This window comes from Acidovorax sp. sif1233 (assembly GCF_019218755.1).
Classification (GTDB): Bacteria; Pseudomonadota; Gammaproteobacteria; order Burkholderiales; family Burkholderiaceae_C; genus Acidovorax.
Map to the genome: position 1 here is coordinate 352,144 of NZ_JAHUWZ010000001.1, position 22,943 is coordinate 375,086.

Annotated in this window: 20 protein-coding genes and 1 pseudogene; 5 read left to right on the top strand and 16 right to left on the bottom strand. The window is 67.5% G+C overall.

Annotated features, from left to right (window positions below; genetic code table 11):
• The first annotated feature begins 119 nt into the window (after positions 1–119).
• The 3 genes from eda (at position 120) to KW843_RS01595 (ending at position 3,691) form a co-directional block, all read left to right on the top strand.
• Positions 120–749, top strand: coding sequence for a bifunctional 4-hydroxy-2-oxoglutarate aldolase/2-dehydro-3-deoxy-phosphogluconate aldolase (eda, locus tag KW843_RS01585; protein WP_218293347.1), 630 nt, complete (start codon positions 120–122; stop codon positions 747–749).
• Between the two features lie 219 nt (positions 750–968).
• Positions 969–1,268, top strand: coding sequence for a DUF805 domain-containing protein (locus KW843_RS01590; protein ID WP_218293348.1), 300 nt, complete (start codon positions 969–971; stop codon positions 1,266–1,268).
• A gap of 323 nt (positions 1,269–1,591) precedes the next feature.
• Positions 1,592–3,691: a TonB-dependent siderophore receptor gene (locus KW843_RS01595; protein WP_255594489.1), complete on the top strand. Its 2,100-nt coding sequence runs from the start codon at positions 1,592–1,594 to the stop codon at positions 3,689–3,691.
• A gap of 281 nt (positions 3,692–3,972) precedes the next feature.
• Here the strand turns inward: KW843_RS01595 and groL are convergent, their stop codons facing one another.
• Positions 3,973–5,625, bottom strand: coding sequence for a chaperonin GroEL (groL, locus tag KW843_RS01600; RefSeq protein ID WP_010462232.1), 1,653 nt, complete (start codon positions 5,623–5,625; stop codon positions 3,973–3,975).
• A gap of 97 nt (positions 5,626–5,722) precedes the next feature.
• The gene (locus KW843_RS01605) at positions 5,723–6,013 is read right to left on the bottom strand and encodes a co-chaperone GroES (protein ID WP_005799501.1); all 291 of its coding nucleotides are present in this window, start codon (positions 6,011–6,013) and stop codon (positions 5,723–5,725) included.
• Between the two features lie 849 nt (positions 6,014–6,862).
• On the opposite strand from KW843_RS01605, the gene KW843_RS01610 reads away from it, so the two are divergent.
• Complete coding sequence (locus tag KW843_RS01610; protein ID WP_218293349.1) at positions 6,863–10,123, top strand: IPTL-CTERM sorting domain-containing protein; 3,261 nt, start codon at positions 6,863–6,865, stop codon at positions 10,121–10,123.
• A 41-nt stretch (positions 10,124–10,164) separates the two neighbouring features.
• Here KW843_RS01610 and KW843_RS01615 read toward each other — a convergent pair.
• The 13 genes and pseudogenes from KW843_RS01615 to KW843_RS01675 all read right to left on the bottom strand — a co-directional run.
• Positions 10,165–10,353: pseudogene (locus tag KW843_RS01615) on the bottom strand (LysR family transcriptional regulator); the annotation flags it as partial.
• 81 nt (positions 10,354–10,434) lie between these two features.
• Positions 10,435–11,781, bottom strand: a complete 1,347-nt coding sequence (locus KW843_RS01620; protein WP_218293350.1) for an FAD-binding oxidoreductase — start codon at positions 11,779–11,781, stop codon at positions 10,435–10,437.
• Positions 11,782–11,885: 104 nt separating this feature from the next.
• Positions 11,886–12,779: an ABC transporter permease gene (locus KW843_RS01625; RefSeq protein ID WP_218293351.1), complete on the bottom strand. Its 894-nt coding sequence runs from the start codon at positions 12,777–12,779 to the stop codon at positions 11,886–11,888.
• Positions 12,776–13,612 (bottom strand): ABC transporter ATP-binding protein, encoded by an 837-nt coding sequence (locus KW843_RS01630; RefSeq protein WP_218293352.1) that lies wholly within the window; start codon positions 13,610–13,612, stop codon positions 12,776–12,778. The genes KW843_RS01625 and KW843_RS01630 overlap by 4 nt, the downstream gene beginning before the upstream one ends.
• Before the next feature lie 77 nt (positions 13,613–13,689).
• Positions 13,690–14,688 carry an ABC transporter substrate-binding protein gene (locus KW843_RS01635; RefSeq protein ID WP_218294393.1) on the bottom strand — a complete coding sequence of 333 codons (999 nt, stop codon included), beginning with the start codon at positions 14,686–14,688 and terminating at the stop codon, positions 13,690–13,692.
• A gap of 76 nt (positions 14,689–14,764) precedes the next feature.
• Entirely contained in the window at positions 14,765–15,628 is an 864-nt protein-coding gene (locus KW843_RS01640) for a creatininase family protein (RefSeq protein ID WP_218293353.1), read from the bottom strand.
• A 37-nt stretch (positions 15,629–15,665) separates the two neighbouring features.
• The gene (locus KW843_RS01645; RefSeq protein WP_218293354.1) at positions 15,666–16,136 is read right to left on the bottom strand and encodes a RidA family protein; all 471 of its coding nucleotides are present in this window, start codon (positions 16,134–16,136) and stop codon (positions 15,666–15,668) included.
• Entirely contained in the window at positions 16,133–17,464 is a 1,332-nt protein-coding gene (locus tag KW843_RS01650) for an amidohydrolase family protein (RefSeq protein ID WP_218293355.1), read from the bottom strand. Before KW843_RS01650 ends, KW843_RS01645 begins: the two co-directional genes overlap by 4 nt.
• A gap of 13 nt (positions 17,465–17,477) precedes the next feature.
• On the bottom strand, positions 17,478–18,065 hold the full coding sequence (locus KW843_RS01655) for an NAD(P)H-dependent oxidoreductase (RefSeq protein WP_218293356.1): 588 nt from the start codon (positions 18,063–18,065) through the stop codon (positions 17,478–17,480).
• Positions 18,066–18,081: 16 nt separating this feature from the next.
• Positions 18,082–18,387, bottom strand: coding sequence for a 2Fe-2S iron-sulfur cluster binding domain-containing protein (locus KW843_RS01660; protein ID WP_218293357.1), 306 nt, complete (start codon positions 18,385–18,387; stop codon positions 18,082–18,084).
• 139 nt (positions 18,388–18,526) lie between these two features.
• On the bottom strand, positions 18,527–19,204 hold the full coding sequence (locus KW843_RS01665; protein ID WP_057229621.1) for a TetR family transcriptional regulator C-terminal domain-containing protein: 678 nt from the start codon (positions 19,202–19,204) through the stop codon (positions 18,527–18,529).
• Between the two features lie 44 nt (positions 19,205–19,248).
• The gene (locus KW843_RS01670; protein ID WP_218293358.1) at positions 19,249–19,773 is read right to left on the bottom strand and encodes a nucleoside deaminase; all 525 of its coding nucleotides are present in this window, start codon (positions 19,771–19,773) and stop codon (positions 19,249–19,251) included.
• Complete coding sequence (locus tag KW843_RS01675) at positions 19,770–20,801, bottom strand: ABC transporter substrate-binding protein (RefSeq protein ID WP_218294394.1); 1,032 nt, start codon at positions 20,799–20,801, stop codon at positions 19,770–19,772. The genes KW843_RS01670 and KW843_RS01675 overlap by 4 nt, the downstream gene beginning before the upstream one ends.
• A gap of 747 nt (positions 20,802–21,548) precedes the next feature.
• Between KW843_RS01675 and KW843_RS01680 the strand changes: the two genes are divergently transcribed.
• On the top strand, positions 21,549–22,493 hold the full coding sequence (locus KW843_RS01680) for an isopenicillin N synthase family oxygenase (RefSeq protein ID WP_255594599.1): 945 nt from the start codon (positions 21,549–21,551) through the stop codon (positions 22,491–22,493).
• Between the two features lie 113 nt (positions 22,494–22,606).
• On the opposite strand, the gene KW843_RS01685 is transcribed toward KW843_RS01680, so the two are convergent.
• Positions 22,607–22,906 carry a putative quinol monooxygenase gene (locus KW843_RS01685; RefSeq protein ID WP_218293359.1) on the bottom strand — a complete coding sequence of 100 codons (300 nt, stop codon included), beginning with the start codon at positions 22,904–22,906 and terminating at the stop codon, positions 22,607–22,609.
• Positions 22,907–22,943: the final 37 nt, after the last annotated feature.

Here is a 22,943-nt window from a genome sequence, read left to right on the forward strand (position 1 = left end):
GGGGGACGCACCCGGTGGCCTGGCAAAGCCCGTTCCACGGGTGCACTGGCATCGCGCCGCGCTAGTTTTGTAGGCCGCTTGCGGCATCCGACACCGAACACACCAAGGAGCACAAACCCATGAATCCTCTCGACATCGCCAGCCATGGCCCGGTCATTCCCGTCATCGTGATCGACCGCGTGGAAGACGCGCTGCCCCTGGCCGAGGCCTTGCTGGCTGGTGGCGTGAAGGTGCTGGAGGTGACGCTGCGCACCGCCGCCGGCCTGCCCGCCATCGCCGCCATCGCGCGCCAGTTGCCCGAAGCGGTGGTGGGCGTGGGCACGGTGCTCAACGCCGACGATGCGCGGCGCGCCAGCGAGGCCGGGGCGCGTTTTGCCGTGAGCCCTGGCTACACGTCCGAGGTGGGCAGCGCCTGCAAGGGGCTCAACCTGCCACTGCTGCCGGGCGTGGCCACGTCCAGCGAGATCATGGCGGCCTTGGCGGACGGGTTTTCGTTCCTCAAGCTGTTCCCGGCGGAGGCCGCGGGCGGCATCCCGCTGCTCAAGTCCTGGGCCAGCCCGTTCGGCCAGGTGAGCTTCTGCCCCACGGGGGGCATCACCCAGGCCACCGCGTCCAACTACCTGGCGCTGCCCAACGTCCGCTGCGTGGGCGGCTCGTGGCTGACGCCCGCCGACGCCGTGCGTGCGGGCGACTGGGCGCGCATCACGCAGCTGGCGCGCGACACGCATGCGTTGCGCAAGGCCGCGTGAGCACCAGGATTCATGCTCAAATAGGCCGTCAGCGCTTATCCGGCAAGCGCTGCAAGCTATAAAAAAAGAAGCAAAATTTGCCCTGTGGCCCGGCTGCCGGGCGTGGGGCCGCCGATGGGGTGGTGGGATGTGTGGACTGGATGCCCTGTGCGCCCCTATCATGGCGCGGGGCTTGGCCCTGCCACAACGGCTTCACGTTTCAAAGAGAGGGAGTTCTGTATGGATTTTGTTTCGGCTGTCAAAAGCTGCCTGACGCAGTACGCGGGTTTCTCGGGTCGCGCCGTGCGCTCCGAGTTCTGGTGGTTCTTTCTGTTCCAGGTCGCGGTGATGGTGGTCGCCAGCTTCCTGGGCGACGTGATCTCCGGCATCGTCTCCCTCGCGCTGGTGCTGCCCGGGCTGGCCGTGGGCGCGCGCCGCCTGCATGACATCGGCCGCTCGGGCTGGTGGCAGTTGCTGACCCTGACCGGCATCGGTGTGCTGGTGCTGATCTACTGGTGGGTGCAGCCCAGCGAGGGCTGATCCCGCCCCAGGCAGGCCCGCCTGGCCTGCAACCCGCGAAGCCCGCTTGCCTTACGGCCGGCGGGCTTTTTTGTTGGGGCCGCACTTTTGGGCACATGGGCATCGCCCTGGTTTTTCTGGAGGAAGGCCGCCGACCGGATAGTTAATAAAAAGTGGCCCTGGCGCTTGATATACAAGCGCGAGCTGCTATTAAATTTGATGAATTCGGGAAAAAATCGGGGACCAGGGATGTTGTCGTTGTACGACATCCCGCGCCGGATCCGTCCAGGAGGCTGCTTTGATTTTTAAAATGGTAATCATTCTTGCTTCCATTCTGAAAAATCATGGCAATCCAACATCGGCAGACGGCGGTCTGCATGGGCATCGCGCTGGCCTTCGGTTTGGCCCCCACCTGGGCGGCGGCACAGGGCGCGGCGGCCACGCTGTCCGAGGTGCGCGTAGACGCCAGCGCGGAGAAGGAGACGGCCACCGGCCCGGTGGTGGGGTACCGCGCGCGCAATGCAGCCACCGCCACCAAGACCGACACGCCGCTGTCGGAAACCCCGCAGTCCGTCACCGTGGTCACCCGCGACCAGCTGGTGGACCAGGGGGCCACCACGTTCCAGGAGGCGCTGCTGTACGCGGCGGGCGTGCGCAGCGACGCCTACGGCCTTGACAGCCGTTCCGACAGCGTGCGCGTGCGCGGCAGCTCGCCAGACACCTACCTCGACGGGCTGCGCCAGAACTACAACTGGTACACCAGCAGCACCCCCGCCGAGCCCTACGCGCTGGAGCGCCTCGAGGTGCTGCGCGGCCCTTCGGGCATGCTGTTCGGCGCAGGCACGGTGGCCGGCGTGGTCAACATGGTGAGCAAGCGCCCCCTGCAAGAGGCGCAGCGCGAGGTGGGCGTGCAGATCGGCAGCTGGAACCGCAAGCAGCTGCAGGCCGACCTGACCGGCCCGCTCACCCAGGACGGCGAATGGTCGTACCGCCTGGTGGCCGTGGCGCGCGATGCGGACACGCAGACCGATTACGTGCAGAACGACCGGCGCCTGATCGCGCCCTCGCTCGCCTGGCGGCCCAATGCCGCCACGTCGCTCACCCTGCAGGCCCATTGGCAGCAGGACCGCACGGGCAGCACGGCGCAGTTCCTGCCCTGGTCGGGCACGCTGCTGCCCAACCCCAATGGCATGCTGCCCATCAACCGCTTCATCGGCGAGCCCGGCGACTACTACGACAGCGACCGCGAATCCATCGGCTACCTGTTCGAGCACCGTTTCAACGATGCCTGGACGGTGCGCCAGAACCTGCGCCTGGCGCGCAACGAGAACCGCGGTGGTTACCACTACGCCGATTTCTTCACGGTCCCCGGCGGGTTCGGCTGGGACCCCGTGAACCAGCGCCTGACGGGCCGCATCTACGGCAAGAACATCACGCGCACGCGCATGGCCGCGGTCGACACCCACCTGCAGGGCAACCTCACCACCGGCGCGCTGAGCCACCAGCTGTTGCTGGGCGTGGACTGGAACCGGCAGACCGAGAACAAGAACGAGGCGGACGATGCCTACAACACGCCCATCGACGCCTATGCGCCGGTGTACGGCCACCGCCTGAACCCCACGCTCATCGCCAGGCCCGAGAACGTGCAGCGCCAAAGCGGCCTGTATGTGCAGGACCAGATGAAGTGGGGCCCGTGGATCTTCATCGCCGGCCTGCGCCACGACCGCGCCGTGAACGGCCTGGCGGGCCAGCCGGATGACCGCACGAGCGACACCACCAAGCGCCTGGGCGTGATGTACCAGCTGGCCGGGGGCTGGACGCCCTACATCAGCTACGCAGAGTCCTTCAGCCCCGTGAGCGGCACCAACGCCTATGGCCAGCGCTTCAAGCCGCTGCAGGGCGAGCAGATCGAGGTGGGGGTGAAGTACGCGCCCGCGGGCAGCTCCACGCAATTCACGGCGGCGGTGTACGACCTCAAGGAAAAGAACCAGAAGGTGGCCGACCCGACCAACCCCGACAACTCGCTGCAGGTGGGCCAGACCCGCAACAAGGGCCTGGAGCTGGAGTACAAGGCCCGCGTGGCCACGGCCTTCGACCTGACGGCCCATTACAACTACACGGACGTCGATCCCCTGCTGGAAGGGCTTCCCCGCCACCAGGCCGCCGTGTGGGGCGTGTACCGCTTTTCCATCGGCGGTGTGCGCGGCTTCTCGGCGGGCGCGGGCTACCGCTGGCTGTCGTCGTTCCGCGACGGCACCGGCCCCGAGGTTCCGTCCGCCGGGGTGGTCGATGCGCTGCTGGCCTACGACACCCAGGACTGGCGCTATGCCCTCAACATCAGCAACCTCGCCGACAAGAAGTACATGAGCACCTGCCTGTCGCGCGGTGACTGCTGGTGGGCCACGCGCCGCAACGTGGTGCTGAGCGCGACGTATAGGTTTTAACCCCCTGAGCCGCTTCGCGTCTTCCCCGAGGGGGACGCCGCCCATGCAGCGGGGCGGCCCTTGCACGGCGGCACTGGCACGGGACAGTGCCCATGCGAAGGCCGGGCCCTTTGCTCTGGGTTGGCGCGGTGCAGTGAATCGCGATACAAATGTCGAAAGAGCGGCCCGCGCCACGACGTGCTTCACGTGTTCCAAGTAAAAAACCCCGCGGGTCTTGCGACCTGCGGGGTTTTTTGTGGGCTACCGGGCAGAACCTGGGTTCCACCCGGAGCGGCCGGCCATTACATGCCCATGCCGCCCATGCCACCCATGCCGCCCATGTCGGGCATGCCGCCGCCAGCACCAGCCTCGTCCTTGGGTGCTTCTGCAACCATGGCTTCGGTCGTCAGCAGCAGCGATGCCACGGAGGCAGCGTTCTGCAGGGCCGTGCGGGTGACCTTCGTGGGGTCCAGGATGCCCAGTTCGAGCATGTCGCCGTACGTGTCGTTCGATGCGTTGAAGCCGTAGTTGCCCTTGCCGGCCAACACAGCGTTCACCACCACCGAGGCTTCGCCGCCGGCGTTGTTCACGATTTCGCGCAGGGGCGCTTCGATGGCCTTGAGCACCAGCTTGATACCGGCTTCCTGGTCAGCGTTGTCACCCTTGATCGAGTCACCGACAGCTTGCTTGGCACGCAGCAGGGCCACGCCACCACCGGCCACAACGCCTTCTTCCACAGCTGCGCGCGTTGCGTGCAGTGCGTCTTCCACGCGGGCCTTCTTTTCCTTCATTTCGACTTCGGTGGCAGCGCCGACCTTGATCACGGCCACACCGCCGGCCAGCTTGGCCACACGCTCTTGCAGCTTTTCGCGGTCGTAGTCGGACGTGGCTTCCTCGATCTGCACGCGCACTTGCTTGACGCGGGCTTCGATGTCACCCGCAGCACCGGCGCCGTCGATGATGATGGTGTTTTCCTTGCCCACTTCGATGCGCTTGGCCTGGCCCAGGTCGGCCAGGGTCACCTTCTCGAGGGTCAGGCCCACTTCTTCAGCGATGACCTTGCCGCCCGTCAGGATGGCGATGTCTTCCAGCATGGCCTTGCGGCGGTCGCCAAAGCCTGGAGCCTTGACGGCCACGACCTTCAGGATGCCGCGGATCGTGTTCACGACCAAGGTAGCCAGGGCTTCGCCTTCGACTTCTTCGGCAATGATCAGCAGCGGACGGCCGGCCTTGGCCACTTGCTCCAGCGTGGGCAGCAGGTCGCGGATGTTGCTGATCTTCTTGTCGAACAGCAGCACGAAGGGATTGTCCAGAATCGCGGATTGCTTTTCTGGGTTGTTGATGAAGTAGGGCGACAGGTAGCCGCGGTCGAATTGCATGCCTTCCACGACGTCCAGTTCGGAGTCGAGGGACTTGCCGTCTTCCACGGTGATCACGCCTTCCTTGCCGACCTTGTCCATGGCGTCAGCGATCAGCTTGCCGATGGTTTCGTCGGAGTTGGCGGAGATCGAGCCCACCTGGGCGATTTCCTTGGAGGTGGTCGTGGGCTTGGAAGCCTTCTTCAGCTCGGCGACCAGGGCCGTCACGGCCTTGTCGATACCGCGCTTGAGGTCCATCGGGTTGATGCCGGCGGCCACGTATTTGAAGCCTTCGCGCACGATGGCTTGTGCCAGCACGGTGGCGGTGGTGGTGCCGTCACCAGCGTTGTCGCTGGTCTTGGAGGCCACTTCCTTCACGAGCTGGGCGCCCATGTTCTGCAGCTTGTCCTTGAGTTCGATTTCCTTGGCCACGGACACACCGTCCTTGGTCACGGTGGGGGCGCCGAACGAGCGCTCCAGCACCACATTGCGGCCCTTGGGGCCCAGGGTCACCTTGACCGCGTTGGCCAGGATGTTCACGCCTTCAACCATGCGTGCGCGGGCTTCGCCGCCGAAAACTACGTCTTTTGCTGCCATGTTTGGCTCCTACAAGATTTGAATCAAAAATGCTTCTAGCGCTTATTGGTAAAGCGCTGGCAGCTATGAAAAAGTGAGTAAACCGAAGGAGAAAGGATTACTTCTCGACGACTGCGAACAGGTCGTCTTCCTTCATGACCAGCAGTTCGTCGCCCTTGACCTTGACGGTCTGGCCCGAGTACTTGCCGAACAGAACGCGGTCGCCGACCTTCACGTTCAGGGCGATCAGTTCGCCCTTGTCGTTCTTCTTGCCGGGGCCAACGGCCAGCACTTCACCTTGATCGGGCTTTTCAGCGGCGTTGTCAGGGATCACGATGCCGGAGGCGGTCGTGGTTTCGCTTTCGATACGCTTGACGATCACGCGATCGTGCAGAGGGCGAAGGTTCATTGCATTGCTCCTGTTTTCAGTGAAAAAAAGCTGACTTACCAGCACCCGGGGGACCAGGCGCTGCGAAATTTCCGGCAGGCGGTGCGGTGTTAGCACTCGTCTGTGGTGAGTGCTAATGATACGGGCATTTGTGGCGGTTTCAAGACGCCGCGCACATTTCGGCTGTCAACGAAGACCGGTGCGGAACGCCACTCTACTTTCGTTGTTCCGCCATTCAACTTTAGATTTCGGCACCCGCGACCGTGAACCTGAGGAGCACCTCGCATGAGCGCCATCTAGCTGAGCACCAGTCACAGAGGCTTGAACTGGAAGTGAGCAATAACACACTTTGCCATTGACCACTGCGGTCGTATTTCAAGGTCAGCTGCAGGCTGTACCAAGTCATTCGCGTCGACAACCTGAGCGACGGCTTCGGTATTGAGCGGTCAATCGACGGGCAGCCGCACCGACGGCCACTGCTCCGCCGAGACCGGGCGTTCGATCGTTGCCGACGGGGATACCGGTGCGAGTGACCGGTTTGGTGTGTGAGCACCGGCGCGTGTCGACCCAGAGCAACCATGCGCCGTCGTGAACCGAAGGTTGTCCTCTGTCTTTTCCTTGGTTGCCTTCCCGTGGCTTCCACCTCGTTGACTGCCCCCCCGGGTTCGTGACGACTGCGATCGTGCACATGACGGGGCGCCGCGCCCATATTATGGTGAGCTGTGTGATGTCATCAGTTCTGAGGACAGACAACGGCCCGGCGCGATGGCAGCATCGCGCGCACCACTCGCCTGTGCGCAGGCGCATGGCTGAAGAACTATCAAAACAATAGCTGCTTGCGCTGAATGGATAAGCGCCGGAGGTCAAAACATGCCAAGAAACCTGCTGTCCGCGCGCCACCGTGCCGCCTTGTGTCTGGCCTGGCTGCTGGGGGGCTGGCTGCTGCTCCAGGCGGGCGCCGCGCAGGCGCAGGCTGTGGGCTGGGCCAGCGGTGCCAGCCTGGCTGCCGCGCGCAGCGACCACAGCACCACCGTGCTGCCCAATGGCAAGGTGCTGGTGGCCGGTGGGCAAGTGGCAGGCAACGCGCGCACCGCCAGCGCCGAACTGTACGACCCTGCCACCGGCGCCTGGGCGGCCACGGGCGCCATGGCTGCGGCGCGCCAAGGCCACACCGCCACGTTGCTGCCCAGCGGCAAGGTGCTGGTGGCGGGAGGCATGGATGGCGCTGTCCTGGCCAGTGCCGAGCTGTATGACCCCGCCACTGGCACCTGGGCCGCCGCTGGCGCCCTGGGCCATGCCCGCCGCGAAGCCACCGCCACGCTGTTGGCCAATGGCAAGGTACTCGTGGCGGGGGGATGGCCCCCCGGCCCAGCCACCAGCCCGGCGGAGCTCTTCGACCCCGCCGCGAACGGCGGCTTGGGCGCCTGGTCCGACACCGGCGCCCTGGCCCAGCCGCGTTTTGAACATACGGCCACCTTGCTGCCCGATGGCAAGGTGCTCGTCGCAGGGGGCACGGCCAATGGCAGCGCCGCTTTGAATAGCGCCGAACTCTACGACCCCGCCCTGGGCACCTGGACCACCGTCGGCAATACGCTGGCCACCGCGCGCTATGACCACACAGCCACCTTGCTGCCTAGCGGCCAGGTCCTTGTGGTGGGCGGAGCCGACAGCCTGGCCCTGGCCCTGGCCCAGGCCGAGCTGTACGACCCCGGTGCCGGCACCTGGACCGCCGTCAGCCCGCTGACCACGGGGCGCTTCAGCCACACGGCCAGCCTGCTGCCCGACGGCACGGTGCTGGTCGCGGCAGGCTCCAACTTGATCCATGGGCTGCTCGGCAGCGCCGAGTTGTTCAACCCCGGCACCAACAGCTGGACTGCGGCCCCCGCGCTGGCCAGCCCGCGCCTCTACCACACGGCCACGGTGCTGCCCGATGGCACGGTGCTCGCCGTGGCTGGCGCCGGCGCCGGCCCGCTTCTGGCCAGCACGGAGGTCTACACCCCCGCCAGCGGCGCGTGGAGCGCGGCGGGCAGCATGGGCATGGGGGGCAGCGTCACGCGGGCCTCGCTGCTGCCGTCAGGCAAGGTGTTGGCGATTACCAGTTTGTCGACCTCCGCACGGCTGTATGACCCCGTGGGCAACAGCTGGAGCCCTGCCGCCAACCACCTCACCAGCCGCGAAATGCCCACCCTGACCTTGCTGGCGTCCGGCCAGTTGCTGGTGGCCAGCGGCACAGGTGCCAGCGCCGAGCGCTACGACGAGAACACCAACACCTGGACGGCCACCGGCCCCATGAACGCCGCACACAGAGGCGGGGGCGCCGCGCTGCTGGCGTCGGGCAAGGTGCTGGTGGTCGGCGGGGCCAACGGGACAGGCCCATCCAGCAACACCGTGGAGCTCTACGACCCCGCGACCGACACCTGGGCATTGCGCGCGCCGATGCTCTCGGTCCGGCACTACTTTGGCAGCAGCGTGATGCTGCCCGATGGGCGCGTGCTGGTGGCGGGCGGGTTCACCAACGGTGGCCGCACCGCCCTCGCGGAGATCTACGACCCCCAATCAGACACCTGGACCGCCACGGGCGCGCTGGCCATCCCGCGCAGCGACCACACCGCGACCCTGCTGCCCTCGGGCAAGGTGCTGGTGGCGGGCGGCGCCACCGGCCCCTTCAACAGCCCCACCGCCGAGCTGACCGCCGAGCTGTACGACCCGGCGACCGGCACCTGGTCGCCCGCGGGTACGCTGGCCTCAGGTACCGGCGGCAGCGATCCAACGGCCATGCTGCTGCCCGGCGGCCAGGTGCTGTTGGTTGGGGGCTACCTCAGCGGGGCACGGAGCGGCAGCCAGCTGTACGACCCCGCTGCCAACACCTGGGCCAGCACGCCACCGCTGATCACGGGCCGTGCGCAGCACGCCAGCGTGCTGCTGCCTTCGGGCCACGTGCTGGCCGCGGGCGGCATTGGTTCCGGTGGCAATTTGGCCAGTGCCGAACGCTATGACCCCGCTGGAGGCACCGTGCCAGCGGCCCGCGTGCCCCAGCTTGCCAGCGGCCCGGCCCGCTTGGTGGACGGTACCGCCTTCACCCTGGGCGGCTTGCGTCTGCACGGCGACAGCGAGGCCAGCGGCGGTGGCACGGGCGCATCGCCCACGCCGCTGCCGCTGGTGCAGCTGCGGCGGCTGGACAACGGCGCCACGCGCTGGCTCACGCCCACGGCATCGTCGGCCACCACGGTGGACGTGGCCGCGCCGGGCGTGTTGCCGCGTGGCCGCTACGCGCTGCGCGTGTTCGTCAACGGCATGGTGTCCGATGCGCTGCCGACAAGCACCCATGCCACGCCCGCGCTGGCCCTGGCCGCCAGCGCCAACCCCAGCCCCGGAGGTGCCAGCGTCACCTTCACCGCCACGCTGTCCGGGGCGGACAGCCCCACGGGCACGGTGGCGTTCAGCGCAGGCGGCGTGCCGCTGTGCGCGGCCGCGCCCCTCGTCGGCGGCGCGGCCGTCTGCGCCGTGAACACCCTGCCCATGGGCACGCAGGCCATCACCGCCAGCTACGGCGGCGACGCCAACAACACGGGCGCCCTGGCGGGCATCACGCACACCGTGAGCCCGGTCAGCCTGCCGCTGCCCGGCGGCGGCATGGGGCAGCAGGTGGTGGTGGGCATCAGCGGCGGCCCGGCGGGCTGCGTGGTGGGCAGCCTCGCGTTGAGCGCTGCCACCGCAGGCGACAACCTGCCCGCCAACGCCACGGCCCCGCTGGGCGTGCTGCGCTTTGCCGCCACGGGCTGCGCGGGCGCCACGCTGACGGTGCAGATGGACTACCCCGCAGGCAGCCTGGCGGGCCTGCAGCCCCACAAGTTCGGCCCCGCCAGCGTGGGCGCCCCGGCGTCCACGTGGTTCCCTCACGGTAGCGTGGCGGGTAACCGGCTGACCTTCACCGTGACGGACAACGGCGTGGGCGACGGCGACACCACCACGCCGGGCGCGATCACCGACCCGCACGCGATGCTGCTGTTTGCCGCGCCACCCGTAGTGGGTGCGCAGGCCATCCCCACGCTGTCGGAGTGGGGCGTGCTGCTGCTGTCGGCGCTGCTGGGCGCCCTGGGCTGGCGTGGGCGGCGGCGCCTGGGGGTTTGAATGAAACTGGCCTCCAGCGCTTTTCCAATAAGCGCAAACAGCTATTGATTCAATAGCATTCCGCTTTTTTCGGCCTCCAGCAGGCGCGTGAGCAGCGGGTGCATCACCTTGCGCGCGCCGTAGATCAGGTGGAACTGCTCCTGCGCGTCGGGGCTGGTGCCCACCTGCACCAGTCCATGGGTCTTTTGCAGGTGCGCGCCCACCGACACGGGGGCCGGCATCACGCCCATGCGCCGGTTCCTACGTTTGCTTCGCCCTGGCCATCGGAAGGCGCCACCAGATGGATTGGCGATGGCAGAAAACCCCCGTCACTACAGGGAGGTCCAACTGCGCAGCTTGCCGGGGTTGAGCAAGCCCTGCGGATCGAAGCGGCGCTTCGTGCCCACCACGGCAGGATCCAGGTTGTTCTGCTTGCCGTCCTCCACGATGTACACATGCGGGTTGTTGATCTGCACGCCGTGGTCGCGGTAGATCTGCATGATCTGGTTCAGGCGCTCTTCGGTGCTGTAGCGGATGAGCTGCAGCCCGCTGCAGTTGAAGGCGCCTTCCTTGGTGCGCAGGAACTCCAGGTGCATCATCACCTCGCCGCCGAGGGCCTTTTCCAGCGCCTTCACCTGCTCCAGCCGGGTGGCGGGGTTGAAGCCGCTCTGGATGTAGGTGAGCGTCTTGTCCACCTTCAGCGCATGCAGGGTGGTGTGGTTCCAGGTGTATTCGAGCAGGGTCTTGTGGCTCTTTTCCACTTCGTCGGCGGTCTTGCGGTAGCTGACGGTGCCGCCGGACCGGGTGGCCATGTCGCGCATGCCGTCTTCGGAATGCGGGGCCACCAGCAGCATCACCGCGTGGCAGCCTGTGGGCAGGTGCTCGGCCAGGCTGGTGAAGTAGGCCGGGATGGGCGCGGCCAGAAAGCACACCTCCTTTTTCTCCAGCCCCGGTGCGGCGCCAAAGCGGTCGGCGAATTCCAGCGCGGCCTCGAAGTCGGTGAAGGTGACGATGCACTCCGTCCACGCCACGGCGGGGGTCAGCGCCACCTCCAGCTCCAGCACGATGCCGTTGGTGCCGTAGGTGTGGTGCAGCAGCATGGCTTCGGGGCCGCGCAGCTCGATGACCTGGGGCTCGGGCTCCACCGTCATGGCGCGCACGGCCAGCACGTTGCCCGGCGCGGCCAGCGGCCCGTGGTTGATGGAGCCAGCGCCGCCAAAGCCGCCGCCGAACAGCCCGCCCAGCGTGGCGCTGCGGTAGGTGGAGGGCAGCCAGCGCAGCTCCTGCCCCAGGGGCTTGGCCTGCGCGTCGAAGTCCGACAGGCGGATGCCCGCCTGCGCCCGGCCCACGGCGCCGCGCACCCAGCCAAAGCCGTTGTAGCCCGACAGGTCCAGGATCACCCCGCCATGCAGCGGGGTGCTTTGTCCGTAGTTGCCGGTGCCGCTGCCGCGCACGGTGAGGGGGATCTGCGCGCGCGCACAGGCCGCCACCACCTGGCGGATCTCATCCTCGGTGCGCGGGCGCACGGCCACGTCGCCGCGCTTGCCGGCCAGGTCGCGCTTGAGCACGGGGCTGAACCAGGCGAAGTCCTGCGACAGGCGGCCCACGCGCAGCGGGTCGGCAATCCAGTCCAGGCCGGGCAGTTGTTCGGGCAGTTGGGGGGCGGTTATGGTGGTCATATGTGTCTCGCCTGTCTGTGCGGCGGGTGGTGGCGGGCAATGCGCGGCCCCCACCACGCGTGCGCGGTGTCAAAAAGTGGATGCGGTTCGGTTGGGGGGTAGGGTCAGTCGTGCGAGTTTTCGCTGGCGTGCCAGCTGCCCAGGGCCAAGCGGGTGCCCCAGGCCATCAGCGCGAACAGCGCCACGCCGGTCAGCGATATCAGCAGCAGCGCGGCGAACATGCGCGGTATGTTGAGCTGAAAGCCCGCCTGCAGGATCTGGTAGGCCAGGCCCGCGCCCTGGCCGCCCGTGCCCGCCACGAACTCGGCCACCACGGCGCCGATCAGCGCCAGCCCACTGGAGATGCGCAGCCCGCCGAAGAAGTAGGGCAGCGCGCTCGGTATGCGCAGGCGCAGCAGGGTCTGCATGCGCGTGGCGCGGTTGAGCTGGAAGTAGCTTTGCAGGTCCGGCTCCACGCTGCGCAGGCCCAGCGTGGTGTTGCTGATGATGGGGAACAGCGCCACCAGCGCGGCGCAGATCACCATCGACGCCGTCGGATCCTTCACCCAGATGATGATCAGCGGCGCCACCGCCACGATGGGCGTGACCTGCAGCAGTACGGCGTACGGGAACAGCGCCGTCTCGATGCGCTTGCTCTGCACGAACAAGAACGAGATCAGCACCCCGGCCACCGTGGCCACGGCAAAGGCCAGCACGGTGATCTTGACGGTGACCCAGAGCGAGCCACCCAGGGCCGCCCAGTCGGTGAACAGCGTCTTGAGCATGAGCAGGGGCGAGGGCACCAGGTAGGGCGGCAGTTCCATGGCCGTGACCAGACCCTGCCACAGCGCGATGAGCACCAGACCCACGAGCAGCGGGTAGACCACGCGCTGCACGCGCGGTTGGGCCATGAGGGGAACGCGCGCTGCGACGGGCTTGGGCGCCTTGGCTCGGGCGGGTTGCGCGCTGCGCTCTGCCGGTGCGGGCGCTGCAGGTGCAGTAGGGTAAGGGGTGCTCATGCTGCGGTCTCCTCGGTGTCTGCGCTGGCGCGCAGCAGGCTGTCCTGCAGCTGCTTGGCATAGCGGCTGAATTCGGGCGAGACCATGAAGTCCGCCGTTCGGGGGTAGGGCGCGTCGATGCGGAACTCCTCCACCACGCGGCCGGGGCGCGCGGCCATCATCACCACGCGGCTCGACAGGAACACCGCCTCGTGGATCGAGTGCGTCACGAAGATCACGGTGAGTTTTTTCTTGCGCCACAGGTCCAAGAGGTCGGCGTCGAGCTTGTGGCGCGTGATCTCGTCGAGCGCGCCGAAGGGCTCGTCCATCAGCAGCAGGTCGGGCTGGGTTACCAGACCGCGCGCGATGGAGACGCGCATCTGCATGCCGCCCGAAAGCGCCCGCGGCAGCGCGTTGGCAAACTTCGACAGGCCCACCAGGGCCAGCGCCTCGGCCACGCGGGCATCGGCCTCCTGGCGCGGCACGCCGGCCAGGTCCAGCGGCAGGCGTACATTGGTCTGCACGCTGGCCCAGGGCATGAGCGTGGGCGACTGGAAGACAAAGGCCATCTTCTTGCCGCTTTCCTCCAGCTGGGCCACGGGCTTGTGCCACAGCTGCAGCCGGCCATCGGTGGGCTCCAGCAGGCCGGCCACCATCTTCAGCAAGGTGCTCTTGCCGCAGCCCGAGGGGCCGAGCAGGGTGACGAACTCGCCCTCTTCGATGGTCAGGTCCACCGGCAGCAGGGCCTGCGTGCCGTTGGGGTAGGTCTTCTCGGCCGACAGCACCTGCACGGCAGGGGTGCTGCGCGGCGCGGGCGCCAGGGTGGGGGAATCAGCGGGGGCGGTGGGGGTCATGGTGCGCGCCTTTCGATGGATGCGCCCCGCCGTAAGCAGCGGGGCGCTGTTTCAGGGCAGTAATGGCGATCCGAGGGTCAGGGCATGACCTTCAGGTCTTTGGTGAAGGAGGTCGTGTAGGTATCGGCCAGCTTCACCTTGGCCGGATCGATCAGCTTGGCCTCCACCAGGAAGTCGTAGCTCGCCTTGGCGCGCGCATCGGTCATCACGCCGATGCCCATGGTGGCTGCGTCGCCGCCCGTCACCATGCCCATCTCCTTGAGCTTGGCCACGCTGTAGGCCAGCTGTTCGTCGGTCATGTTGGGGTTGTCCTTTTTGATCAGGGCATTGGCCGGGGCCGGGTCGGCCAGGTAGCTCTTCCAGCCTTCCATGGTGGCTTTCACGAAGGAGGCGACGGCGGTGCCGCGCTCCTTGACGGTCTTGTCCATGCAGCTCACCGTGGTGGCATAGGCGGGGTAGCCCTGGTCGCTGAACATCAGGGTGTTGGCCTTCACACCGGCCTTGGCGATGGCGAAGGGCTCGGACGTCAGGTAGCCCTGCTGGGCGGTGTTCTTGTCGGCCACGAAGGGCTGGATGTTGAAGGTGTAGGGCCGTGTCTGCGCATCGCTGAAGCCGTACTTGGCCTTCAGCCAGGGCCAGTAGCCGCGCTGGGCCGACGAGGCGATGAGGATGGTCTTGCCCTTGAGGTCCTCGAACTTCTTCACGTCGTCGTGCGCGATGAGCACCTGCGGGTCTTTCTGAAACACCGCCGCCACCGTGGTCACGGGCACACCGCCCTCGCGCATCTGGATCATCTGCAGGTCGCTCGATCCCATCACGCACTCGGCCTGGCCGGCCGCCATCATCTGCACGATGTTGACCTGCGGGCCCCCCATCTTGATGGTCACGTCCAGCCCGTACTTCTTGTACAGGCCCGTGGCCACCGCCTGGTAGAAGCCGCCGTGCTCGGCCTGCGCGTACCAGTTGGTCATGTAGGTGAACTTTTCCTGCGCGTGGGCCTGCAGGGTGCCGGCGGCACCCACAGCGAGCAGCGCGGCTGCACCAAGTTTGGAAAGGCGGGAGGCGGTCTTCTTCATCATGGCAGTGCTCCGGTAGGTGGTGGAGGGGAACAGGGACGAAAACGGGGGAGGAATGCGGCTGCGTTCGCAGGTTTCAAGCCAGGGCGGTGGAGTGCTCCACATGGCCGGTGTGGTTGGCGCGGCCCCAGGTGGGTTCGGGGCGGGCGGCCCAGCGCAGCTGGTGCAGCTCGGTGATGGCGGCGGCCCAGCTCACGGCCAGCGAGTCGAGGATGGCGTGGCCCTGCTCGGCCGTGGCGGGCAGCGGGTCGCCGATGATGCCGCTGGGCCCGAAGTCGCGCGCGCTCCAGGCGCAGGCGGGGCGGCCGTCGGGCGAGAGCAGGGGCGAGTCGAACACGGGCGGGTAGTTCACCACCGCGCGCTCCATGTGCACGGTGTCGGGCGCCAGGGCCAGCATCAGCGCCGTCTCGGCATGGCCGGCGTGCATGGCCAGCTTCTTTTCCTGCTCCGACAGGTACTTGCCCGCCACATGCGGCACACGCCAGGTGAAGCTGGGCACCACGATGAAGTCGCCATGGCGCAGGCGCAGCTCGCGTGCGCACATCTCCATCACCTGGGGCTGGCCGCCGTGGCCGTTGACGAACAGCAGCTTGCGAAAGCCCGCGCGGTAGACCGACTCGCCCACCTCATTCATGGTGGCCAGCAGCGTCTCTCCGCTGAGCGTGACGGTGCCCGGAAAGTGCAGGTGCTCCTCCGACTTGCCGTAGGTGATGGGCGCCATGGCAAAAGCCGGCACCTCGGCCGGCAGGCGAGCCATGGCATGGCCCACCACGCCCGCGCTGATCACCGTGTCCACCGCGCAGGGCAGGTGCGGGCCGTGCTGCTCGGTGGCGCCCGTGGGCAGCACGATGACGGTGTTCTCCTTGTCCGGCAGGTCGGCGATCTCGGTCCAGCTCAGGTAGGGCAGGTAGCGGTGGGGCGGGGTGTAGCCGTGCAGCATGGGGGGGTCTTTCGTGAATGAGTGCGGAGGAATGGGGTCAGCGCTGGGGCAGATAGGCCGTGGCCTCGACCTCGATCAGGATGTCGGCCGTGGGCAGCATGCCGGTGACCTCCACCACGGTGGAGGCCGGCGGCTCGCCCGGGAAGAACAGCTTGCGCACGCGGCTGTACTGGGGAAAGTGGTCCAGGTGCTTGAAGTACTGCACCAGCTTGAACACGTCGGACATCTGGCCGCCCGCGGCCTCGATGGTCTGGCGGATGCGGTCGAGCACATACCAGCTCTGCGCCAGGATGGGCCCCTCCTTGATATCGCTGCTGAACTCGCCCGTGCGGCCGATGAGCGTGGCCGCCTCGTCGGGGATGTCGGCATAGCCGCGCACGATGCGGCTGGCGGCGGGGTCCACGGCGATGATTCCGGACAGGAACACCAGGTCGCCCGCGCGGCGCCAGGCGGCATAGCGGGCCAGGGGCTGGGCGATGCCCGAGGGGGTGTTGGAAGCGGTCGTCATGCAAGGCTCCGTACAGGAATGGGGGAGGGGGCTGGGGTGGCGTTGGCCACATGCCACGCCGCGCTGGCATGGCCGCTGGTGACACGGCCCTGGCGCAGCACCACGCGCTGCTGCGTGCGCGACGGAAAGCCCCAGCCATCGGCCTGCTGAAAGACGATCAGGTCGGCCGGCATGCCGGGCTGCAAGGGAAGGGCATCGGGCCCGCGGCGCAGCCAGTCGCTGCGGCACAGAGCCTCGGACCAGCGGTCGAACGGCGCGTCAAGCTGCGCCGCCAGCACGCCGGTGGCCAGTGCCTCCAGCGGGTCCAGGCTGCCCACGGGGCAGAACGGGTCCTGGATGTTGTCGCTGGCCACCAGCACCGGGATGCCGCGCGCACGCGCCTCCTTGACGAGGGTGATGCCCCGCTGGCGCGGTGTGCGGCCCGTGGTGGCGTCCTGCAGCAGCAGGTTGGTGATGGGCAGGGTGACCAGGGTGATGGGGCAGCGCGCCACGGCGTCGAGCGTTGCCAGGGCGGTGGCCTCGTCCTGTGCGGCCAGCGCGCAGGTGTGGCCGCAGACCACGTGGCCCTCAAAGCGCAGCTCCTGCAGCAGCGCGGCCGTGGTGGCCAGGCCCTGGGCGCCGGGGTGCAGTTCCTCGTCTACATGCAGGTCCACGTTCAGGCCGTGGTGCTGCGCGGCCTCGAACAGGTGGCGCAGGGCCTGTGGGTCCCAGTTGGTGGAATGCACGAAGCCCCCCAGCAGCGCGCCCGGGCCGCTGTCGGCCACGGTGGCGGCCAGCCGCATGGCGGTGGCACGTTCGGTATACAGGTGCAGGGGGACCAGGGCCACGCGCTCCAGCAGCAGGCGGCCCGCCCATTCGCGCGCCAGGCTGCGCAGCACGTTCCAGGCGAGCGGTTGTGCATCGGGCTCCCACCAATCGCAGTGGGTGCGCAGGTGCACGGTGCCGGCCTCGTACGCCCATTGCAGGGCGCGGCTGGCACGGGCGCGGATGTCGGCCTCGGTCCAGCCCTGGCGGTCCACCATCATGGCCTCGATGGCGCCCAGCAGGCCGGGCTTCACCGTGCCCATGCGCGGCAGGGTGAAGGCCTTGTCCAGATGGGTGTGCGCATCCACCAGGCCGGGCAGCGCCAGCGCGCCGGCCAGGTCCCAGGTGGCGCCCGTGGCCGGGGGCTGGGCAGGGTGGTGCGGCGCGATGGACTCGACGCGGCCCTGCACCAGGTGCACATCGGCCAGCGCGGGCTGGCTGCCCTGCGTGGGCCACTGGCGCGGCAGCAGCCAGCGCGGCAGCCGCGCGCGCAGCAGGTAATCGGGGGCGTTGGATGCGTGCATGGAAAAAATCCCCTTAGGCAAAGCGCGCCATGGCCTGGCCCACGCGGGCCTTGAAGGCCTCGAGCCGCGGCGGCGTGGCCACGTTCATGTGGTAGTAGGCGTGGTAGTCCACCCGCGCCTTGCCGCCCGTGAGCAGGCGCATGTAGCGCGTGACGGACTTGCGCGGCGGGTCGCCCATGAGCAGTGCCGTCCAGCGCGGGCGGCCATAGGTCACCACGGCCGAGATGCGCTGGATGTGCGTGAGCGAGGGCTTGACGTGGTGCGGGTCGCTGATGTCGAAGGCCACGCCGGGCATCAGCACCCGGTCGAAAAAGCCCTTGAGCATGGCCGGCATGCCGAAGCACCAGGTGGGAAAGCAGAACACCACCGCCTCGGCCCACAGCAGCCGGTCCACATAGCCCTGCACCGGCAGGCGGTTGCTCGGCACCTCGTGGTAGCCCAGGCGCTCCTCGCGGCTGAGCACGGGGTTGAAGTCCTCGGCATACAGGTCGCAGTCGTCCACCGCGTGGCCGGCCGCACGCAGGTTGCGCACCACCTCGTCGTGCAGAGCCGCGTTGTAGCTGGTCTCCACCGGGTGGCAATAGATCACGAGGATGCGCATGGCGGGGGCTCCTTTTTCAAAGGTCGAGCGTGAGCGTGGGCCCGTGGCTGCGCGCGCAGCACACGGCCACATGGGTGGCCTGCTCTTCAGGGCTCAGGCAGCTGTCGCGGTGGTCGGGCGAGCCGTCGAGCCAGCGCGTGGCGCAGGTGCCGCACACACCCTGTTCGCACAGCGTGTCGATGGCGATGCCGGCGAGTTGCAGCACATCGGCCATGCTTTCGCCAGGCTCCACGGGCAGCCGCATCTGGCTGCGCGCAAGCACCAGTTCAAAAGAAGCCGGTTCCGTGGCGGGCAGCGGCGCTGCCGTGGCTGGGGTTTGCATGTTTGACCACTTGATTTGATCGATTGGTCAAACTATTGCAAATGCTGTGCCAGCAGGGCTTTCGGGCCGTTGCCTGCCTTGCCCTGGGTCAAAGCGCTGTGTGGGCGCTGCTGCTACGCCCGCAAGCGTGCAGGCCTGTTCACTCTGGTGCGAAATCGGGTGCCAGGCCGCAGCCCAGCAGCACGAAATTGGTGAGCTCGCGCACGATGGGTTCGCGGTCGATGGTCTCTTCGGGCGCCAGGCCCAGCATGATGTGCACCTGCACGCCGTAGTCGGCGTAGTGCTGCGTCATGCCCCAGATCTGCATCAGCAGCAGGCGCGCGTCCAGCGGGCGCATGCGGCCCTCGGCGATCCAGCGGTCGATCAGGTCCACCTTCTGCTGTGTGGACTTCACGGCCACGGGCCAGTACCGGCCCAGGTTGCGCCCGCCGCCCAGCACCTCGGTGGTGAAGATGCGTGACAGGCCCGGGTTGTCGAGCGCGTAGTCGAGCTTCTTGCGCACGTAGGTGCTCAGCACCTTCTTGGGGTCGTCGCTCTGGCTGTCGAACTGGAAGGCGCCCGACCAGCCGTTGAGCACCGAGTACAGCAGCTCCTCGTACAGCTCTTCCTTGCTGGCGATGTAGTAGTGCAGCTGCGGCTTGGTCAGCCCCGCACGCTCGGCGATGGCCTTGGTGGACGCGCCCTTGAAGCCATGGCGGCTGAACTCGGCAATCGCCGCCTCGCGGATCGCACCCAGGATGCGCTCGCGCCCCTGCTTGGAGCGGCTGAGCAGTGCGCCGGAGACATTGCTGCTGCCATCGGCTTCGGGTTCGGTCATGAGCGGGGCTTTGGGCGGCATGGTGGGCGATTGTCGCTGGTTGCTCAGAGCTTCCAGAAGCCCACGTGCGAGGCACTCGCTTCCGCGATGAGGGCCGGCCCGATGCATTCGATGGCGTGCGGCGATGCGGCGAACACGTCGCGGCACGACAGTTCGGCATCGCGCTGCTCGGCGCGTTCGCCGCGGAACCCGCGCAGCCGCACCGCGTCGATGCCGAACACCACGCGGCCGATGCCCGACCAGAAGATGGCGCCCGCGCACATCACGCAGGGCTCTGCCGATGAGTACAGGGTGGCCTGTGCCAGTGCATCGCGGCCCACGCGCGGGCTGAGCTGGCGCACGGCATTGGTCTCGGCGTGGCCGGTGCAGTCGCCGGTCTCAGTGGTATTGCAGTAGGCCTCGGCCAGCAGCCTGCCATCGGCGCTGATCGCCACCGCGCCAAAGGGCCGGTTGCCGCGTGCACGGGCCTTGTCGGCCAGGACGATGGCCTGGCGCAGGTACCTGCCGTCGCGCTCGTCGATGGTGGCCTCCTGCGGCAGCAGTGCGGCGGGTGCTGCGCTGCCGTTCATGCCACCACCTTGCGGTCGGCCAGGGCCGGCAAAAAGGCCGGGTTGAACACGCGCTCGGGCGCGGGCTTGCGCGCCAGGTTGAACACGGCCGCCACCTCCTCGATCTGGTGCGCCAGTATGGCGCCCTGCACGCCGCCCAGGCCCACGGCCTGCGATTCGGCCGTCTGCAGGTATTGGCGCGTGATGGCCCAGCGCTCGCGCTCCACGTCCATGTTCAGAATGGCCTCGCGCGCCTTGATGGCGGCAAACGTGGCCTCGGGATTGGCCAGCGTCTCGCGCAGGGCGCGGTTGCTCGCGCGCAGGAATGCCTTGGCCACCTCGGGCTTCTCCTGCAGAAGCTTCCCGGCCAGCACGGCATTGCCATACAGGTTCAGGCCCGCCTTGTTGTATTCGAGCACCGACAGTTCCTTGGCCGGCACGCGCGCGAACAGCGACACGGCCGAGTCGTGGAAATAGGTGGCCGCATCCACATCGCCGCGCACCACCACGTTGTCGCGCGCGCTGAAGTCGGTGGTCACCCAGTCGAACAGCTCGGGCTTGGTCTTGAGTGCGCGGGCCACCATGGGCCAGCTGCGGCGCGTGGCTTCCACGGCGGCCGCCGCCACCTTCTTGCCCTTGAGCGACTGGAAATCGGTGGTGATGCCGCGGTCCTTGCGGCCGATGATGACGAAGGGCGCGCGGTTGTAGTACTGGTAGATGGCCTGCACCGGCGTGTCGGCGTTCTGCGCGTGGAACTCGGCCAGCGAACTGATGTCGCCCAGGCCGATGTCGTAGGCACCGCTGGCCACGCGTGTGATCGATGCCACGGAGCCTGCGCCCACGTCGATGGTCACGTCCAGGCCCTCGTCCTTGAAGTAGCCCTTGGCCTGCGCCAGGAAGAAGGGCGAGGTCTGGCTCGTCACCCGAAAGTCCAGCGTGAACTTGAGCGGGGTGAGTGATGCGCCCTGCGCATGCACCACGGCAGGGGCACCCAGCGTGGCGGCGATGGAAGGGGCGAGGGTGGTCAAGAGAAAGCGGCGGCGTTGCATCAACATGGTGGTGGCCCAGGTTCGGTGGAATGCCCTGTACCCACAGGCGTGTGCCGCCGCGGTACCGGGTCGAACTGAGCAATTTCCGGGCGCTACCACCCGCAAGGGATGGCAGCGCTGAACGCTTCTACTCGGCAGGAGCTGATGCAGAAAGCGTGCCCGGTGTCGCGAAAGCGCTGCGCCGTGCTGAGCGCCAGGCACGTTTTGCCCAGATCTTGCCTTGGCGCAAGCCGCTGCGGGGCCCCCTGTGCGCTGGAGCTGGCAAGCGCTGGGCACGCATTTGCGGTGCGCAGGCTTGGTGCGCCGCTGCCCGGGTTTGGTGAGTGTCCGGGCCTTGGGCCGCATGGCGCGGTGCGGCTTTCCTATGGAGTGCGCGACGGCATTGCTGGCCTGCCGTTTGCTAGCATCCGGGGTAAGAGTAGAAGCGTTCAGTCCAGCCCATCCGCATTGCGTGGACCGGCTGGCGGGTCATTGCTCTTGAAGCCGGTGGCGGCTTGCGTGCGGTGCGTGGTGCCTGTTGAAGGCCCGCGCAGCCTGCGGGCCGTTGCCATTGTCCCCTTCAAGAGCCACATGGCGCCGTGCCGCAACTTCACTCCTTGCTGCGGCCTGCCGTGTGCCTTGTTGCCATTGACGACTCAACGAGGAAATCACGCCATGCACAGCACTGCCGCAAACCCAACTACATCCCCCGTCTACGAACCGATCGTCGCCCCCGACGTGCTGGGCGAGCTCGAAAAAGAATCGTGCATGGGCGGCGCGATGGACGGCGAGACCTCCACGCGCGAAGTGCGCTGCATCGACATCTCCGACTTCGACAACCGCAAAGAGGAAATCGCCGAGCAGCTGTGGAGCGCGTCGGTCGACATCGGCTTCTTCCAGGTAACGAACCACGGCATCCCCGTCGAGGACATCCGCGCCGCCTTCGCGCGCGCCGAAGCCTTCTTCGACCAGCCCCAGGCCACCAAGGCCCAGTGGCCCCTGGCACGCAATGCCGGCTGGGAGCACAAGGCGCAGATCCGCCCCTCCACGCGTACGCCGGACCAGAAGGAGTCCTACCAGGTCACGCGCCCACGCATGGCGGGCCTCTGGCCCACCGAGGCCGAACTGCCTGGCTTCCAGGCCGCCACGCTGGCATTCGAGCGCCAGTGCTGGGAAGTGGGCATGCGCCTGCTCTCGTGCTTTGCCTACAAGCTGGGCTTTGATGCGGACTTCTTCACCCGCGCCCACGACCCCGACCTGCCCACCTACCAGAGCACGCTGCGCATGCTGCACTACTTTGCGGTGGATCCGGCGCTCAAGGACGAACTGGGCCTGTGGCGCGCCGGCGCCCACACCGATTTTGACTGCCTCACCCTGCTGTTCCAGCGCCCCGGCCAGGGCGGCCTGCAGGTGCTGCCCGGCAAGGAGGCCGAGGGCCGCCAGTGGACCAGCGTGGAGCCAGCCGAGGGCGTGATCACCTGCAATATCGGCGACATGCTCACGCGCTGGAGCGACGACCAACTGCCCAGCAACTTCCACCGGGTGCGCAACCCTCTGCCGCACGAGTACCAGGGCGCGCGCTACAGCCTGGCTTTCTTCTGCCAAGCCAATGAGGACGCACTCATTGAAGGCCCGGCGAAGAAGTACCCGCCCATCACGGGCGCGGAGTACCTGCGCCAGCGCATCAGCGCGAACTTCTCGAATAGGTACTGACCACAACGCCGTGGGCTGTGTTGAATCGTCGCGGGGCCTCAAACGCGTCTCGGAAAATTTGATCCAAATACCTTGCTCCGCTTGCTGGATTGCCTGGTCTTGGACCAACGCCGTCAGCGTATGGAAATCACTTCCGCTTCGTATACATCAATCTGCGGAGCCTCCTCACACAAGCTTGCCATCGAGTGTGCGAAATCGCGCGAGGCTTCTACTCGGAAATGGGCCTGCAACGCGGCCAGGTCGCTCCAGCGCTCAATGAACACAAAGCGCAGCGGCTGCTGCGCGTCGCGGCTCACCTCGTGGGACACGCATCCCGCCTCCATCCGGGAGCGCAGGACATGCTCCAGGGCCAGCCGCTCAACGGTGTCCTCCGTGTCCTTGCGTGCGATCACATGGCCGGTAACGATGATCATGGTGTGCCTTCCTGTCGTCGGTGGTTGAAATGATGAT

Excerpts from the sequence above, each read along its gene's own strand:
- eda (WP_218293347.1), top strand. The coding sequence starts at position 120 with ATGAATCCTCTCGACATCGCCAGCCATGGCCCGGTCATTCCCGTCATC.
- KW843_RS01590 (WP_218293348.1), top strand. The coding sequence starts at position 969 with ATGGATTTTGTTTCGGCTGTCAAAAGCTGCCTGACGCAGTACGCGGGT.
- KW843_RS01595 (WP_255594489.1), top strand. The coding sequence starts at position 1,592 with ATGGCAATCCAACATCGGCAGACGGCGGTCTGCATGGGCATCGCGCTG.
- groL (WP_010462232.1), bottom strand. The coding sequence starts at position 5,625 with ATGGCAGCAAAAGACGTAGTTTTCGGCGGCGAAGCCCGCGCACGCATG.
- KW843_RS01605 (WP_005799501.1), bottom strand. The coding sequence starts at position 6,013 with ATGAACCTTCGCCCTCTGCACGATCGCGTGATCGTCAAGCGTATCGAA.
- KW843_RS01610 (WP_218293349.1), top strand. The coding sequence starts at position 6,863 with ATGCCAAGAAACCTGCTGTCCGCGCGCCACCGTGCCGCCTTGTGTCTG.
- KW843_RS01620 (WP_218293350.1), bottom strand. The coding sequence starts at position 11,781 with ATGACCACCATAACCGCCCCCCAACTGCCCGAACAACTGCCCGGCCTG.
- KW843_RS01625 (WP_218293351.1), bottom strand. The coding sequence starts at position 12,779 with ATGAGCACCCCTTACCCTACTGCACCTGCAGCGCCCGCACCGGCAGAG.
- KW843_RS01630 (WP_218293352.1), bottom strand. The coding sequence starts at position 13,612 with ATGACCCCCACCGCCCCCGCTGATTCCCCCACCCTGGCGCCCGCGCCG.
- KW843_RS01635 (WP_218294393.1), bottom strand. The coding sequence starts at position 14,688 with ATGAAGAAGACCGCCTCCCGCCTTTCCAAACTTGGTGCAGCCGCGCTG.
- KW843_RS01640 (WP_218293353.1), bottom strand. The coding sequence starts at position 15,628 with ATGCTGCACGGCTACACCCCGCCCCACCGCTACCTGCCCTACCTGAGC.
- KW843_RS01645 (WP_218293354.1), bottom strand. The coding sequence starts at position 16,136 with ATGACGACCGCTTCCAACACCCCCTCGGGCATCGCCCAGCCCCTGGCC.
- KW843_RS01650 (WP_218293355.1), bottom strand. The coding sequence starts at position 17,464 with ATGCACGCATCCAACGCCCCCGATTACCTGCTGCGCGCGCGGCTGCCG.
- KW843_RS01655 (WP_218293356.1), bottom strand. The coding sequence starts at position 18,065 with ATGCGCATCCTCGTGATCTATTGCCACCCGGTGGAGACCAGCTACAAC.
- KW843_RS01660 (WP_218293357.1), bottom strand. The coding sequence starts at position 18,387 with ATGCAAACCCCAGCCACGGCAGCGCCGCTGCCCGCCACGGAACCGGCT.
- KW843_RS01665 (WP_057229621.1), bottom strand. The coding sequence starts at position 19,204 with ATGACCGAACCCGAAGCCGATGGCAGCAGCAATGTCTCCGGCGCACTG.
- KW843_RS01670 (WP_218293358.1), bottom strand. The coding sequence starts at position 19,773 with ATGAACGGCAGCGCAGCACCCGCCGCACTGCTGCCGCAGGAGGCCACC.
- KW843_RS01675 (WP_218294394.1), bottom strand. The coding sequence starts at position 20,801 with ATGCAACGCCGCCGCTTTCTCTTGACCACCCTCGCCCCTTCCATCGCC.
- KW843_RS01680 (WP_255594599.1), top strand. The coding sequence starts at position 21,549 with ATGGGCGGCGCGATGGACGGCGAGACCTCCACGCGCGAAGTGCGCTGC.
- KW843_RS01685 (WP_218293359.1), bottom strand. The coding sequence starts at position 22,906 with ATGATCATCGTTACCGGCCATGTGATCGCACGCAAGGACACGGAGGAC.